This is a genomic window from Neorhizobium sp. PAMB6630 (assembly GCF_058242775.1).
The window spans coordinates 1,347,154-1,361,198 of record NZ_JBZAYV010000002.1; the positions used below are offsets into that span (position 1 = coordinate 1,347,154).

The 14,045-nt window shown below is 61.1% G+C and carries 11 protein-coding genes and 2 pseudogenes; 9 read left to right on the top strand and 4 right to left on the bottom strand.

From position 1 onward, the window contains the following. Positions 1–187 precede the first annotated feature (187 nt). A complete protein-coding gene (locus AC4CWF_RS24885; RefSeq protein ID WP_491286484.1) occupies positions 188–1,513 on the top strand; it encodes an NAD(P)/FAD-dependent oxidoreductase in 1,326 nt (441 codons plus the stop codon). Positions 1,514–1,518: 5 nt separating this feature from the next. Here the strand turns inward: AC4CWF_RS24885 and AC4CWF_RS24890 are convergent. The 3 genes and pseudogenes from AC4CWF_RS24890 to AC4CWF_RS24900 all read right to left on the bottom strand — a co-directional run. Continuing rightward, positions 1,519–1,650: pseudogene (locus AC4CWF_RS24890) on the bottom strand (MFS transporter); the annotation flags it as partial. Positions 1,651–1,684: 34 nt separating this feature from the next. Beyond that, positions 1,685–2,362, bottom strand: a complete 678-nt coding sequence (locus AC4CWF_RS24895) for a gamma-glutamylcyclotransferase (protein ID WP_491287805.1) — start codon at positions 2,360–2,362, stop codon at positions 1,685–1,687. A 79-nt stretch (positions 2,363–2,441) separates the two neighbouring features. Beyond that, positions 2,442–3,278, bottom strand: a complete 837-nt coding sequence (locus AC4CWF_RS24900) for an alpha/beta fold hydrolase (protein ID WP_491286486.1) — start codon at positions 3,276–3,278, stop codon at positions 2,442–2,444. A gap of 444 nt (positions 3,279–3,722) precedes the next feature. On the opposite strand from AC4CWF_RS24900, the pseudogene AC4CWF_RS24905 reads away from it, so the two are divergent. Next, a pseudogene (locus AC4CWF_RS24905) lies at positions 3,723–3,959 on the top strand (GntR family transcriptional regulator); the annotation flags it as partial. Positions 3,960–4,058: 99 nt separating this feature from the next. Here the strand turns inward: AC4CWF_RS24905 and AC4CWF_RS24910 are convergent. Then, entirely contained in the window at positions 4,059–5,072 is a 1,014-nt protein-coding gene (locus AC4CWF_RS24910; RefSeq protein WP_491286487.1) for an AraC family transcriptional regulator, read from the bottom strand. A gap of 121 nt (positions 5,073–5,193) precedes the next feature. Here AC4CWF_RS24910 and AC4CWF_RS24915 point away from each other — a divergent pair, with 121 nt between their 5' ends. The 7 genes from AC4CWF_RS24915 to AC4CWF_RS24945 all read left to right on the top strand — a co-directional run bounded on the left by AC4CWF_RS24915 (position 5,194) and on the right by AC4CWF_RS24945 (position 13,861). Continuing rightward, positions 5,194–6,633, top strand: a complete 1,440-nt coding sequence (locus tag AC4CWF_RS24915; protein ID WP_491286488.1) for an APC family permease — start codon at positions 5,194–5,196, stop codon at positions 6,631–6,633. Continuing rightward, a complete protein-coding gene (locus tag AC4CWF_RS24920) occupies positions 6,630–6,800 on the top strand; it encodes a hypothetical protein (RefSeq protein WP_491286490.1) in 171 nt (56 codons plus the stop codon). The genes AC4CWF_RS24915 and AC4CWF_RS24920 overlap by 4 nt, the downstream gene beginning before the upstream one ends. A gap of 65 nt (positions 6,801–6,865) precedes the next feature. Then, positions 6,866–8,860, top strand: coding sequence for a primary-amine oxidase (locus AC4CWF_RS24925; RefSeq protein WP_491286491.1), 1,995 nt, complete (start codon positions 6,866–6,868; stop codon positions 8,858–8,860). Between the two features lie 201 nt (positions 8,861–9,061). After that, positions 9,062–10,036, top strand: a complete 975-nt coding sequence (locus tag AC4CWF_RS24930; protein ID WP_491286493.1) for a helix-turn-helix domain-containing protein — start codon at positions 9,062–9,064, stop codon at positions 10,034–10,036. Positions 10,037–10,145: 109 nt separating this feature from the next. Continuing rightward, the gene (locus AC4CWF_RS24935) at positions 10,146–11,087 is read left to right on the top strand and encodes a SphA family protein (protein WP_491287807.1); all 942 of its coding nucleotides are present in this window, start codon (positions 10,146–10,148) and stop codon (positions 11,085–11,087) included. Positions 11,088–11,098: 11 nt separating this feature from the next. Then, on the top strand, positions 11,099–12,325 hold the full coding sequence (locus AC4CWF_RS24940; RefSeq protein ID WP_491286495.1) for an MFS transporter: 1,227 nt from the start codon (positions 11,099–11,101) through the stop codon (positions 12,323–12,325). An 81-nt stretch (positions 12,326–12,406) separates the two neighbouring features. Then, positions 12,407–13,861, top strand: coding sequence for an amidase (locus AC4CWF_RS24945; RefSeq protein ID WP_491286497.1), 1,455 nt, complete (start codon positions 12,407–12,409; stop codon positions 13,859–13,861). Positions 13,862–14,045: the final 184 nt, after the last annotated feature.

Genomic DNA, 14,045 nt, shown 5'->3' on the forward strand with positions numbered 1-14,045 from the left:
GCAGAAATTCTCGAACGAGCTTAACACTATGGGCAAGCTTGTCGATTCCATTCTGCCCAGAGGCTTGCCGCACGATCATCGGCATTGATGCGCCGCTACGGAATCTTCTGCTGCGCAACGGGAACATGCGGCATCCTTGGAAGGGACGAGACGGTATGCTTGTGGCGCGACAAGGAGACCGACAGCCATGCCAGCGCCGCTTATGCTTGTGGAAAGCCCAGATGAACTGCCCCGCTCGGCCGATGCCGTTATCATCGGAGCGGGCATTGTCGGCGTCTTTGCCGCCTATTATCTCGCAAGAAGAGGGATGAAGGTCGTCCTGCTGGAAAAGGGCCGTGTCGGCGCCGAACAGTCGAGCCGCAATTGGGGCTGGTGCCGCCAGCAGAACCGCGATGCGCGCGAACTGCCCCTGGCAACGAAAAGCCTCGACCTCTGGGAACAATTCGGCCAGGACAGCGGGGAAGACACCGGATTTCGCCGCTGCGGGCTCCTTTATCTGAGCAATAATGAGGAAGAACTGGCCGGTTGGTCGAAGTGGCGGGACTTCGCCCGCACCGTCGGCGTCACCACCCATATGTTGGACAGCGTCTCTGCCACGGAACGAGGGATGGCGACCGGGCGCGCCTGGCAAGGCGGCGTATTTTCGCCAAGTGACGGCACAGCCGATCCGTCGCGCGCCGCACCGGCCGTCGCGCGCGCCATCATCAAGCTCGGCGGAACGGTGCTTCAAAACTGCGCAGCCCGCGGGATCGAGACCCAAGGCGGCCGGCTTTCAGCCGTTGTCACCGAGCATGGTACGATCCGCACCGGAACCGCAATTCTCTCCGGCGGTGCCTGGGCGTCCTCCTTCTGCCGCCAACTCGGCATCCGGTTTCCCCAGGCGTCTATCCGGTCGTCGATTCTCTCTGTCGCTGCGGGTGACGCAGCACTTCCCGATGCGCTCCATACCGCCGACGTCTCGGTGACCCGGCGGGGCGACGGTGGACATACGCTTGCCATCAGCGGCCGTGGCCGGGTGGACCTGACGCCACAACAGATCCGCTTTGCACCACAATTCCTGCCGATGTTCCTGCGCCGCTGGCGTTCCCTCTCGCCGGGCGGCCTTGAGGGCATGCGCAGCGGCCATGAGAGCCGTTCGCGCTGGCGGCTCGACCGTCCGACCCCGATGGAACACATGCGGATCCTCGATCCGGCCGTCGATCACGGCACGATCCGGCTGACCTATGAGCGCGCCACAGACCTGCTGCCGGCCCTGAAGGGGCGCCGCATCGCCGCAAGCTGGGCCGGCTATATCGATTCCACCCCTGACGGTGTGCCCGCTATCGGGGAGACACCCTCCGTTCCCGGCTTCATCCTGGCCGCCGGGTTCAGTGGCCACGGTTTTGGCATTGGCCCCGGTGCTGGCCATCTGATCGCCGATATCGTCACGGGAGCGGACCCGCTGGTCGATCCGCGCCCGTATCATCCCAACCGCTTCTCACAATCCGCATGGGGCAAAGTGGCAGAGTTTTGATTTGTTTACGCCGCGCCTGGCCGATTGATCGTCAGGAAGTGGCGGACAACAGGCTTCTCAGGGCCATCCTGGTAGGCCAGCACCTTGCTCTGCAGGTCGGCGTCGGCGTTCGAAGCACGCCGATGCTGGCGAAGGTAAAAGCCATCGGCAAAGACCCCGCAAGGGCTGATCTTACGCATTTTTGCGCGCGATGATGTCTGCGGCGACCAGGGCTTGCAGATGCCACAGGTTGCGGTCGCGGATGCCTTCCGCCTGAAGATCGACAATAGTGTTATGAAGATACTCGGCGCAGGAGCCTCCCTGCCCGCATGCCGCTGCGATCAGCGCGGATGCCTCCTCGGCGGGCAAAGGACGGGTCAGCCCGAGCCGCCTCGTACTTGCCCAGAATGTCAGCGCCCTGCGCGTGCCGTGTGCGGTTCGCACAGACAGCCACCGCACCATGTCCCTGACCTCGCGATACCTGATTTCCCGCGCGACAAGCGCACGGAGATCCTGACGCCGCCGCTCGGGCGAAAGCTCGAACACGATGCCATCGCACTGACCGCCCCGCTCCAGCGCCAGCATCAGGCCCGGCGCGTCGCTGGTTGCCCGCCACCGCTCGATCTTGAGGGAGAACGATCTGTGCCAGCCATAAGCCGTGCCCCGTTGCCGGTCGACCGGTTCAAACTCCGGATTCCAGATCAGCGAACCATAGGCAAAGATCAGCAGGGGATCGTTACCCGCTTCGCCTTCGATCTGCTCAACGAGCGCATCCAGCTCCGGGTCGGAAAGAGGCGTCCAGCCCGGCTCCGGCCCATCATCACGGATGTCCCTGATCGTCAGGGCAACAAGTTCGGAAGTCAGCTGCATCATCGTCTCAAAAGTTGAAGCAAGGATCAAAGAGTATGGCCGCGACAGTCACCTGTCGCGGCCTTGGCCCTTGGGAGGTTTAGCTTTGAATGAAGGCTAGCAGGTCTGCGTTCAAAACATCTGCATGCGTTGTCAGCATGCCGTGCGGGTAACCGGGATAGACCTTCAGCGTGCCGTTCTTGACAAGCTTGACGGAAAGCTTGCCGGCGTTGTCGATCGGCACAACCTGATCGTCATCGCCATGCATGACCAGAACAGGAACGGTGATCGCCTTCAGATCTTCCGTCTGATCTGTTTCGGAAAATGCCTTGATGCCATCGTAATGGGCCTTGGCGCTGCCCATCATGCCCTGCCGCCACCAATTCTGGATGACGCCGGGATAGACCTTCGCATCGGGGCGATTAAATCCATAAAACGGTCCTGCCGGGAAATCGATGAACAACTGCGCGCGGTTCTCGGCAACGCCCTGGCGGATGCCATCAAAAACCTCCATCGGCAGGCCACCGGGATTGGATGCCGTCTTCAGCATCAGCGGCGGCACGGCTGCAACGAGGACAGCTTTGGCAACACGTCCGGCCGGCTGACCGTGCTTGGCAACGTAACGGGCCACTTCGCCACCACCGGTCGAATGCCCGATATGCACGACGTTCTTCAGATCGAGTGCCTCGACAACGGCGAAGGCATCAGCAGCGTAATGGTCCATGTCATGACCGTCCGCAACCTGGGCAGAGCGGCCGTGACCACGGCGGTCATGGGCGATGACGCGGTAGCCCTTCGAGACGAAGAACAGCATCTGCGCATCCCAGTCGTCCGAAGAGAGCGGCCAGCCGTGATGGAACATGATGGGCTGAGCATCCTTCGAGCCCCAGTCCTTGTAGAAGATTTCGACGCCGTCCTTGGTTGTGATCGTGCTCATTGTCCTGGTTCCTTCATCGGGGTTGGCGGCAGCTGTTGCTGCACGAGAAAAAGTGGTGGGAAATACTGCTGTAGCGGTCGCTGCAGCTCCGGAGAGCAGGACGCTGCGACGGGTGATGGAAAAGCTGTTCTCGATCATGTGCGTAACCCGCTGTCTCGGTTTTTAGCTGTCAGGCGATCCGTGTGTTCGTCTGATGGGGAGATATTGCGGGTGAAACGGGGAAACAACAACTGCATTAATATTGGGGATTTCATTTCAAAATTCGCAATAATAAACGCGCCCGACGGCCCCCGTCGGGAGGCTGTCCTTGGAGGCTACGGGCGCCTCGTGGACGGGCCAAGCGTGCGATGGATCTTGATCGAAAGCCAACTCAGACCCACTTGATCAGAGCCAGAAGGTGGCGGTAGCGGCGATGCAAATTGCCGAGGAGAAGATGTGAGCACAGCTGTCGTTTCGACCTGTAATTCCGCAACGCGGATGGCCAGCCTGTCCCCGGTCTTCGACCGGTTCCTGCGCTATCACGTGCTGGCTGAAAGTGTTCGTGGACAGCTGTGGCCGGCGATCACAAGCTGCTTTTCGAACTTGTACTGGTGAAAGATGCCAAGGGCGCCAAGACGGTGATCCGCGACCAACGTGATAAGCGGCGTGAAACACATCCGGAAAAGCCGCGATATTCTGTAGACTTCTATAGACGCCCATTGCTGTCTTGATCACCAGGTGGCTGACCGGCGGCCAAGGCGGCAACAAGAGCAGCGCGTCCTCGGCCGAAGAGCGATGCTGCTAACCTTCGTGGTTGCTCCATCCCCGGCGGGCGCGCCAGAGCACGGTGGAATCCGCATAGCCCAGCACTTCGGCAATGCGGGCCTTCTGCACATGGGCTTCGATCTGGGTGGACGCGATGGACTGGCGCACATCGCGGACAAGGTCGCGAAGCGATGTGCCCTCCTCAGACAGACGTCGTTGCAAGGTGCGCACTGAGATGCCGAACTCTGCCGCAATGGCTGGCAACGTGATCGGCTTGTGCCCGAGATAGATGCCGATCAGGGCGCAGACCCGCTCACGGGTGCTGGTGGGAGGCGGCGTATTGCTCATAAGTTCGACCACATGCCGTTCGATCACGGCCGACAGCGCAGGGTCTTCGTGGCGATAGAGGCGGGATGCGTTGCTGCCGGCAACGATAATGCGGTTGGCAGACTCTCCGAACTTCAAGGGACAGCGGAAGATGCGCTCAAGAAGCGAACGATCGCGGGGCGCAAGATGCTCGAAATGGACTTCGAGCGGCTTCCAGCTTTTGGTAAAACACGAGCGCACCAGCTGGCAGGAGGCGGCAACGGAAAACTCGCTGTCCTGCCGCCTCGGCCACATCCGGTCATCCTCGAGCCTGTAGCTCCAGACGAGATTGCCGTTCTCCTCGAACACGCCGGAACTGGTCGCGCTCTGCACGGCATTGACATATTTGGCCAGCCGCTCGAAGCCCGCCCGGATTGTGCCGGAAATTGAAAACAGGATGCCGATCGGCCCGATATCGCTCGGTTTGAACAGGGTTCCCAGCCGTGCCCCGAGCGATGGTTCCTCGGTGATCAGCGCGGCGTGTTCGAAGATCTCGATGTAACGCGCCATGGGGATCATCGCATAGGGATCGTCGAGCTGGCTGCGCAGAAGTCCGTGCGCGGCAAGTAAAAGGTCGGTCTTGCCGCTGCGCCTGTCGATTTGTTCGACAAGCGGGGCAAGAACAGAGGCGCGAATGGATGCAATTGCAGGCATTCGGCTGGTCAATTGCGGTGCATATGCCATTTTCAGCGCCCCGAAGGCCATTGCTGGCGCAAATTATCGATTCATTGGCATAACTAGCAATTCCGGTGCCAGAAACCCGCACCTACCCTCTTGATCAAAATCAAGCACAAGAGGGGTTCCCATGACAGTACAATCCATTGCGGATGGTCCGCCCGACCGCCTTGCGAAGAATTCCGTTGGCCTTGCCCATATCGTCTTTTTCGTCGTGGCCGCAGCCGCTCCGCTAACCGCCGTGGTCGGTGCGACACCGGCGGCCTTTGCCTTCGGCAACGGCGCCGGTGTGCCGGGTGCCTTCGTGCTCGCCGGCATTCTTTACCTGCTGTTTTCGGTTGGCTTCACGGCCATGAGCCGCCATGTCGGCGGCGCCGGCGCCTTTTACACCTATATCACCCAGGGCCTCGGCAAGCCGGCCGGTGTCGGCGGCGCCTTGATGGCGCTCGTCACCTATTTCGCCGTGCAGATCGCCGTCTATGGGCTCTTCGGCGTCTTCATGACCGGTGCCATGACGCCGGTCGCCGATCTGCCCTGGTGGGTCTGGTCCTTTGCCGCGCTCGTCATCGTGCATGCCTGCGGCCAGCGCAACATCGCCTTTTCCGGCGCCATCCTCGGTGTCTGCATGATCGCCGAGATCGCCATCCTGCTGCTGCTCGACATCGGCATCGTGGTGGCCGGCGGCGGACCGGAAGGGTTCGGCTTCACCTCGTTTTCGCCAGCCACCGTCTTTGCGCCCGGCCTCGGCGTGGCGCTGGTCTTTGTCGTCGGTTCCTATATCGGCTTCGAGGCAACCGCGATCTTCGGCGAAGAAGCCGAGAACCCGGAAAAGACAATCCCGCGCGCCACATATCTGGCCGTGCTCCTGATCACGGTTTTTTATGCCTTCTCCACCTGGGCAATAGTCCAGTTCTACGGCCCGGCCGCCGTGCAGCCGACGGCAGCAGCCGGTCTGGAGAGCTTCTACTTCGCCGCGACCGACAGCGTGCTCGGTACCTGGGCCTCGCAGGTGATGAACATCCTTCTGATCACCAGCCTGTTTGCCTGCATCCTCTCCTTCCACAACACGCTGAACCGCTATTTCTTTGCGCTGGGCCGCGAAGGCCTGGCCTTCAAGCTGCTCGGCAAGGTGCATCCGATGCATGGCTCGCCCTATGTCGCCGGCATGCTGCAGAGCGCGATTGCCGCGCTCGTTCTCGTCCTCTTCATCCTCGCCGGCGCCGATCCCTATACGGTCGTTTTCTCCTGGATGTCGGCCCTCGCTGTCATCGGCATCCTTGCCGTGCAGGCCCTGGTTTCGGTCGCTATCCTTCTCTTCTTCCGCAAGGTGAAGACCGGCTACAGTCTCTGGACCACGGTGATCGCCCCGTCACTCGGGCTGATCGGCCTCCTTGGCGCCCTTGGATTGGTCATCAACAACCTGTCGCTGCTGTCGGGGTCCGAAAGCCTTGTTGTCAAAGCCTTCCCCACTCTGATCGTGCTGGTCGGCCTCTTGGGGGCAGCCTTCGCCATCAAGATCAGGAAGGCAAAACCTGCCCTCTACGCTTCTCTCGGAAAGGCCTTCGAATGACTGCGCTCTCGACTTTTCGCCCGACGGACCGGTTGCTCAAGGCCGTGCTCGTCGCCCTCACCGTATCGACGCTCCTGCTCGCCGGCGAGGCACACGCCTTCTGCACCCTCTTCTGCATCCACGGCATGCCTGTCGTCGATACCGAGATCTGCGCCAGCCGCGGCTGACATTTCCGGGTGGCGCGTGATGAGCGCCACCCTCTCCTCCCGCCTGATTGCCAAAGGACCGTTCCATGGACGCCGTCGTCGACACCATTTTCCACCCGCTCGATCCCTTGAGCCTTTCCGAGATCGCGCAAGCCATTGCCATCCTCCGGCAAGAGAAGGCGCTGACTGACACCATCCGCTTCCCGATCATCCGGCTGGAAGAGCCGACCAAGGCGGATCTCGCGGCATTTCGGGCCGGCCAGCCGCTGGCGCGTTTGGCCTTCGTCCTCTCGCTCGACATTTCGAGCGGTGCGACGTTTGAAAGCATCGTTGACCTGTCGGCAAAGACCGTTGCCGACCACAAGCGGCTGGCCCATGACGAACTGCCCTATGGCCAGCCGCCGGTCATGCTGTGCGAATTCGAAACCGTCGAGGCGACGGTGAAATCCGATCCCCGCTGGGTTGAAGCGGTCAAGAAGCGCGGCATCACCGACGAGGACATTCCGCTCGTCCAGATCGACCCCTTCTCATCCGGTTATTTCGGCCTGGAATTTGAAAAGGGCCAGCGTATCGTGCGTGCGGTCTCCTACTGGCGTGGTGACGAGCGCGACAACGGCTATTCCCACCCAATCGAAGGGGTCGTTGCCGTGGTCGATCTGGTGAAGAACCAGGTGGTCGATCTCGTTGATGACGGTCGCATCATTCCGGTGCCAAAGAAGAAGCGCAATTACGGTCAGGAGGCTTTTCCGGAGACGCGGCAGGGTTTGAAGCCGCTCGATATCGTCCAGGCGGAAGGGCCGAGTTTCACCGTCGATGGCTGGCAGGTCGAATGGCAGAACTGGTCCTTCCGCGTCGGTTTTACCCCGCGCGAAGGCCTCGTTCTGCATGAACTGGGCATCAAGGACGGCGGCAAGATCCGCCCGATCATCTTTCGCGCCTCGGTGACGGAAATGGTCGTGCCTTACGCCGACCCGACCGCCAACCACTTCTGGAAGAGCGCCTTCGACGCCGGCGAATATGGGCTCGGGCGTCTCGCCAATTGCCTCGAACTCGGCTGCGACTGCCTCGGCCACATCCACTATTTCGACGTGCCCTCGGCCGACGATTTCGGCCAGCCGATGGTGATGAAGAATGCCATCTGCATGCATGAGGAGGATTACGGCATCCTCTGGAAGCATTACGAATTCCGCAATGGCATCTTCGAGGTCCGCCGGTCCCGCCGCCTCGTCATCTCCTTCTTCGCCACGGTCGGCAATTACGACTACGGCTTTTACTGGTATCTCTATCAGGACGGCACGATCCAGCTCGAAGCCAAGCTCACCGGCATCATCCAGACGGCAGCCGTGGCACCGGGCGAAACCTATGCCTGGGGCGGCATGGTCGATGACAATCTCGGCGGCCCGACCCACCAGCATTTCTTCAACGCCCGCCTGCACATGGATGTCGATGGCGGCGGCAATACCGTCACCGAGCATGAATTCGCTCCCCGCCCATGGGGTGATGACAACCCCTATGGCAATGTCTTCGACACCAAGACCAAGGTGTTGAAGCGCGAGCTGGATTCACCCGCCGTGGCCAATGGCGAGACCGGGCGCTACTGGAAGGTGCAGAACCCGAATGTGCAAAATTCCGTCGGCAAGGCACCGGGCTACAAGATGGTGGTGATGCCGAGCCCGCTGATGCTGGCGCAGGAAGGCTCGACCGTTGCCCAGCGTGGCGGTTTTGCCAAGAAGCACATCTGGGTGACGGCCTTCGACCCGGCGGAAAAATACGCCTCCGGCGACTATCCGAACGTCCATGCCGGCGGTGACGGCCTGCCGAAATATGTGGCCCAGAACCGCACTATCGAAAATGCCGACATCGTCCTCTGGCATTCCTTCGGTCACACCCATGTCTGCAAGCCGGAGGATTTTCCGATCATGCCGGTTGAATATGCGGGCTTCACGCTGAAGCCGAACGGCTTCTTTGCAGCCAACATCGCCATGGACCTGCCGGCCGACAGAAACGGCCACAGCAAGGACAATCGCGAGGCAGATTGCTGCGCTGCCAAACCGGAAACGAAGAGCGGTTGCTGCCGCTGAGGCGACGCCCGGAAGCCTGGAAGCGCGTGGCAAGGCCACGGGCTTCCTCTCACATAATCAAGGTGTCGTGTATGGCGGCACCGGCCATTCTTCGACCGCACGCACGGAATGCGCCGGCAGACAGCCAAACCCCGTGCAAGATCCTTGCCGATGCTCTTATAAAGCCCAAGCTGTTCCCTTCCTCGTCAAGTGGAGGCATTCGTGAATGCAGGCGACGCGCAGGTTGTCGGACATCCAGGCCTCGGCCAGGCTGGTGCGACAACCGTTCATTCCCTCGATGCGGCCGCGCGCATGATGAAGGACTGGCAGCTGGAAACGCTCCAGATGTCGCCCGGCAAGATCAATTATTCGCTGACCATGCAAAGGTTCGGCGCCATTCAGATGCTGAGGGAGACGACCGACAAGACGCTTCTGAAGCGCGGCAGCGGCCCGCCGGGCGTGCTGGTGCTCAGCATTGCCGTCCAGGCCGACGGCACGGGCTGGCTCTTCGGTCACGAAATGGCGCCACGGGTCAGCATTCTCATGGACGGGCAGCGGCTTCCGGAAATCCTCACACCGCGCGCCTTCGATCTCCTCTACCTGACCGTCGACCGGCGATGGCTGATCGAGCAGATCGCGACGCGCGGGTTTGAACAGCTCGCCAGCTATCTCCAGCAGCACCATTCGATTGCGCTGTGGCATGATCACAGCATTCGGCTCGACCAGATGTTTACACCTCTCTTGGCAGGCGACAGTCAAACAGATCCCGGGCGCGCTTCAACGCAAAATGCGATCCTCGACAAGCTTTTGCTCGCATTCACATCGGCGCGGAAGCTGGAGCCGGTGGCAGACAGCAGCCGCAAGCAGTTGATCGATCGCGCCCGGATGATGCTCATGTCCACGGCCAGCGAACAGGTAACGGTTGCCGATGTCGCAGCGCAACTTGGCATCAGCCGCCGGCATCTGCAGACCTGCTTCAATCTGTCCGTCGGTATTGGCGCAACGGAATTCGTCAAGGCCGAGCGGCTGAACCTGGTGCGTCGCGAACTCTTTTCGGCTCGAGACGCCGGTCGTGTCCCCTCAATCGGTGATATCGCCGCCCACTGGGGTTTCTGGCATCTCAGCCGGTTTGCAGGCTATTACCGCGACATGTTCGGCGAACTTCCCTCAGAAACGGTCCGCCAGGCACAAGACTGAGAAAAAAGTTCGACAACAGCCTTACGACTTCCCAAAACGGATAACGCTTCGCGCATTTGCGTTTCTACAATTGTTCCATCGGTTCATTTAAGAAACCTGGGGAACGATGATGTCTCAATTGCAACGCACAGCCCTGTGCGCGACCACACTGCTTGTGTCTGCTCTATCCGTGACCGCCTTTGCCGTCTCGCCGGCGCACGCCGTCGAGCAGGGTAGCAACATCACGCCGATGGGTGTCACCGATTTTGGTGCGGGCATGACCCCACCTTCGACACCCTACGGCACCTTCGGTCTTCGCGTGACCTACTATTCCGCGACCAAATCGAAGGATGCCTCCGGGCATACCGTGAACAACGATCTGAACCTCGATGTCGAAACGCTGGGTCTTGCCTATTTCTACATGACAGACCTGGAACTGCTCGGCGCCAAGGTCGGCTTTGGCGGGGTCCTTCCCATGATCAAGATCAATGGCAGCCTGTCGGTCTCAACGCCGATTGGTCCGCTGGATATCTCAGGCGAAGACTTTTCGATGGGCGATGCGCAGATCATCCCGATCCTTCTCGGCTGGCAGGCGCCGCCGAACCTCTTTGTCAATGCGGGCCTGCAGGTCCAGATGCCAACCGGACATTACGATACGTCCAATGCCTTCAACGGTGGCGTCAATCACTGGACAATCACGCCCTTTGTCGGCGCTACTTATCTCTCCGACAGCGGCTTTGAAGTGTCGACGCAAGCGAGCGTCAACTTCAATACCGTCAACCCGGCGACCGATTACCGGAGCGGTGTCGAATATATGCAGGAATTTGCCATAGGCCAGCATATCAATGCCTGGACGATCGGGCTTGCAGGTTACGCCTATCAGCAGTTGACCGACGACGAGGGGCCAGGTGTCGTGGATGGCAATCGGTCACGGGTGTTTGCGGCGGGTCCTGCGATCAACTTCTTCCAGCCTGGACTGCCGCTGGTTTCGCTGCATGCCTACAAGGAATTCGGCGCCGAAAACCATGCGGAAGGCTATAGCGTTGCCCTGCGCGTGGCCATGTCTTTTTGAGGGAGTGCATCATGGATCATCATTCCGTCACGCTCAAACAGGCCGGTCATCTGCAGGGGCTGATTATTCAACTGGCCAGCAGTCTCACCATCATGGGCTCCGTCATGATCGCCCCGATGCTGCCAAAAATCACCGCCGAATTTGCCGCCATCAACCCGCAGTCGGTCGAGCTGATCCCGCTTGTCGTTGCAGGGCCGGCGCTTGCGATTGCGCTGTTTGCGCCGCTGGCCGGATTGCTTGCCGACCGCGTCGGGCGCAAGACCATGCTGCTGATAGGCTCTGTCCTCTACGCCCTCTTCGGCGTCATGCCGGCCCTTCTGGCCGACATCAACCTCATTCTCATCTCGCGCCTGCTGTTTGGCTGCGCGGAAGCCATCATCATGACCTGCTGCACGACGCTGATTGCCGATTACTGGCAACCGGCTGAGCGGATGCGCTACATTTCCCGTCAGGTGGTAACGATTGGTATCGTCGGTGCATTGTTCTTCGTCATTGGCGGGGTCGCCGGAGAAGGCTCCTGGCGAACACCCTTCTTTCTGTATCTCGCGCCCATCCTGATGCTTCCCGCGATCATGCTGCTGCTGTGGGAGCCCGAACGCCGCAAGGAGGATGTCGAAGGGCCTGGCCGCGCAGAGAGCGGTCTCTGGCTGACCGTGACCGGGGCCTATTTCCTGATCTTTACCGGAATGGTCACCAGCTTTATCGCTGCCGTGATGACACCGAACGTGCTGGTTGCCATGGGGGTGACGTCCACATCACTGATCGGCGCTGCCGCCGGCTTGTCGATCCTGTCCACCTTGGGCGGCTCCATTGCCTGGCCTATCCTGCGCAATCGCATCGGTGTCGCCGGCGTCAATGCCTTTCTGGTCGCGACGATGGCGGCGGGATTGTTCATCCTGGCGCTTGCCCCCTCCTATCCGGTGGTCTTGCTGGCAATGGTCGTCCAGGGTTTTGGAGCCGGTTTTCTGGTTGCCAATGCATCGCTGCCCTTGCTGGTCAAGCTTCCACCCCGATTGCGCGCCCGCGGTGTCGGTGGTTTTGCATCCTTCCTCTATCTCGGGCAGTTCGCCAGCCCTTTCATCGTCCTGGCGCTCGCCGCTCCCTTCGGGGGCATGCCGCAAGGCCTTCCGGCTGGCATCATGACCTGGTCGAGCTTTACGCTTCTGATTGCAGCCGCATGGCTGGTGGTTGGGCTTACGAAGGGCGGACGGCCGGTCGATGGAGCGACGGCGTCCTGATCATACCGTCAATGACGCCAGCATCCTCTCGCCGGGGTGCCGGCGCGGCCGATCAATGAACAAATGAATGGGTGACTGAATATGTCGCAACTGACCCCACCTCTCGATGGCCTGGCGCTTGCCGAAGAAATCAAAAAGGGCACGCTCAGTGCCGGTGAAGCGCTTGCCGATGCCATCGGCAGGACAAGCAAGGTCAACCCGCAGCTGAATGCACTCGCGCAGGATCTGTCGGACCGGGCTATTGCAGACTTGTCCGCGCCCACGCCCACTGGCCCCTTCGCAGGCGTTCCCATCCTCATCAAGGATCTGTTCACGCCGGTTGCGGGCGCGCGGATGACCAATGGGTCGCTTCTGTCGGAGCAGGTCGTGATGCCCTTCGATGCCGAAATTGTCACGCGCATCCGCAAGGCCGGCTTCACGATCTTCGGCACGACCACCTCGCCGGAATTCGGCAGTTCGTATACGACGGAATCGCGGCTGTTCGGTGCGACGCGCAATCCCTGGTCGCTCGATCACATCTGCGGCGGATCGAGCGGCGGTGCGGCCGCCATGGTTGCCGCCCGCGTCATTCCCGTCGCGCATGGCAATGACGGCGGCGGATCGCTGCGCGTGCCCGCATCCGCCTGCGGCGTGTTCGGCCTGAAGCCCTCCCGCGGGCTGATGCCGATGGGACCTGCCATTGGCGAGGGCTGGGCGGGAATGAGCACCGGCCATGTGATCACGCTTTCGGTGCGCGACAGCGCCGCGGCGCTCGACCAGCTGGCCGGCGCCGATCCAGGCGCGCCCTATGCCGCGCCGCTTTACGACGGAAGCTTCCTGAACGCTGCGACCGGCGCTGCGCCAAAGGGGCTGCGGATTGGCCTTGTCACGCACCTGACACCCTGGGCCAGCCATCCCGATTGCGTGCAGGCGGTGATGAACACGGCGGCGCTTTGCGAGGATCTCGGCCATCATGTGGAAGAAGTTACACTGCCGGTCGATGCTCTTGAATTTTACGATACCGTCTTCACCATTATCGGCTGCCAGACCCGCAGCCTCCTGTCCATGATGGCGCGCATGGCGGGCCAGCCGATGGACGAGCAAGCGCTGGAGCCGCGCCACCGCGTCATCCTGCGCGAAAAGGGCGATCGGTCAGGCGCGGACTATGCGGCGGCGGTTGATTATATTCACGCCTTCGGCCGTCGCATGGCAGCCCTGATGGACAGATATGATCTCATATTGACGCCGACGATGGCAAAACCGCCGGCATTGATCGGAACACTGACCGTCGAGGATGACCAGTGCCTGTCCGATCTCATCGAGACGTTCCATTCGTTTTCGCCCTTCACCGCCTTGTTCAATGCAAGCGGCCAGCCCGCCATGTCCGTTCCCCTGCATTGGAATGCTGCCGGCCTGCCGATCGGCTCGCATTTTGCCGCACCATTTGCAGGCGAGCACAGGCTGTATGCGCTTGCGGCGCAACTGGAACAGGCGAGCCCATGGGCGCATCGCACGCCTCCCGTGTTGAGCAGGCCCGATCAACCGGTCAAAGCGTAAGGAGCAGCGCGTGATAGGCTTCATCCGGCGTCGCATATGTCCGGTTGTTGATGTCGGCTTTCAAATCGTCATCACTGGTCCCACCGTGCATGTTTCCGGGTAATTGCGCATCTGCGACGCTGCGAAGGCGGTACTCAGCAGGACCGGAAGTTTCTTCGGCGAGGCGTCTAGCGGGTATGGCGCT

Excerpts from the sequence above, each read along its gene's own strand:
- AC4CWF_RS24915 (WP_491286488.1), top strand. The coding sequence starts at position 5,194 with ATGACAGTACAATCCATTGCGGATGGTCCGCCCGACCGCCTTGCGAAG.
- AC4CWF_RS24895 (WP_491287805.1), bottom strand. The coding sequence starts at position 2,362 with ATGCAGCTGACTTCCGAACTTGTTGCCCTGACGATCAGGGACATCCGT.
- AC4CWF_RS24900 (WP_491286486.1), bottom strand. The coding sequence starts at position 3,278 with ATGAGCACGATCACAACCAAGGACGGCGTCGAAATCTTCTACAAGGAC.
- AC4CWF_RS24910 (WP_491286487.1), bottom strand. The coding sequence starts at position 5,072 with ATGGCATATGCACCGCAATTGACCAGCCGAATGCCTGCAATTGCATCC.
- AC4CWF_RS24940 (WP_491286495.1), top strand. The coding sequence starts at position 11,099 with ATGGATCATCATTCCGTCACGCTCAAACAGGCCGGTCATCTGCAGGGG.
- AC4CWF_RS24935 (WP_491287807.1), top strand. The coding sequence starts at position 10,146 with ATGTCTCAATTGCAACGCACAGCCCTGTGCGCGACCACACTGCTTGTG.
- AC4CWF_RS24920 (WP_491286490.1), top strand. The coding sequence starts at position 6,630 with ATGACTGCGCTCTCGACTTTTCGCCCGACGGACCGGTTGCTCAAGGCC.
- AC4CWF_RS24945 (WP_491286497.1), top strand. The coding sequence starts at position 12,407 with ATGTCGCAACTGACCCCACCTCTCGATGGCCTGGCGCTTGCCGAAGAA.
- AC4CWF_RS24925 (WP_491286491.1), top strand. The coding sequence starts at position 6,866 with ATGGACGCCGTCGTCGACACCATTTTCCACCCGCTCGATCCCTTGAGC.
- AC4CWF_RS24885 (WP_491286484.1), top strand. The coding sequence starts at position 188 with ATGCCAGCGCCGCTTATGCTTGTGGAAAGCCCAGATGAACTGCCCCGC.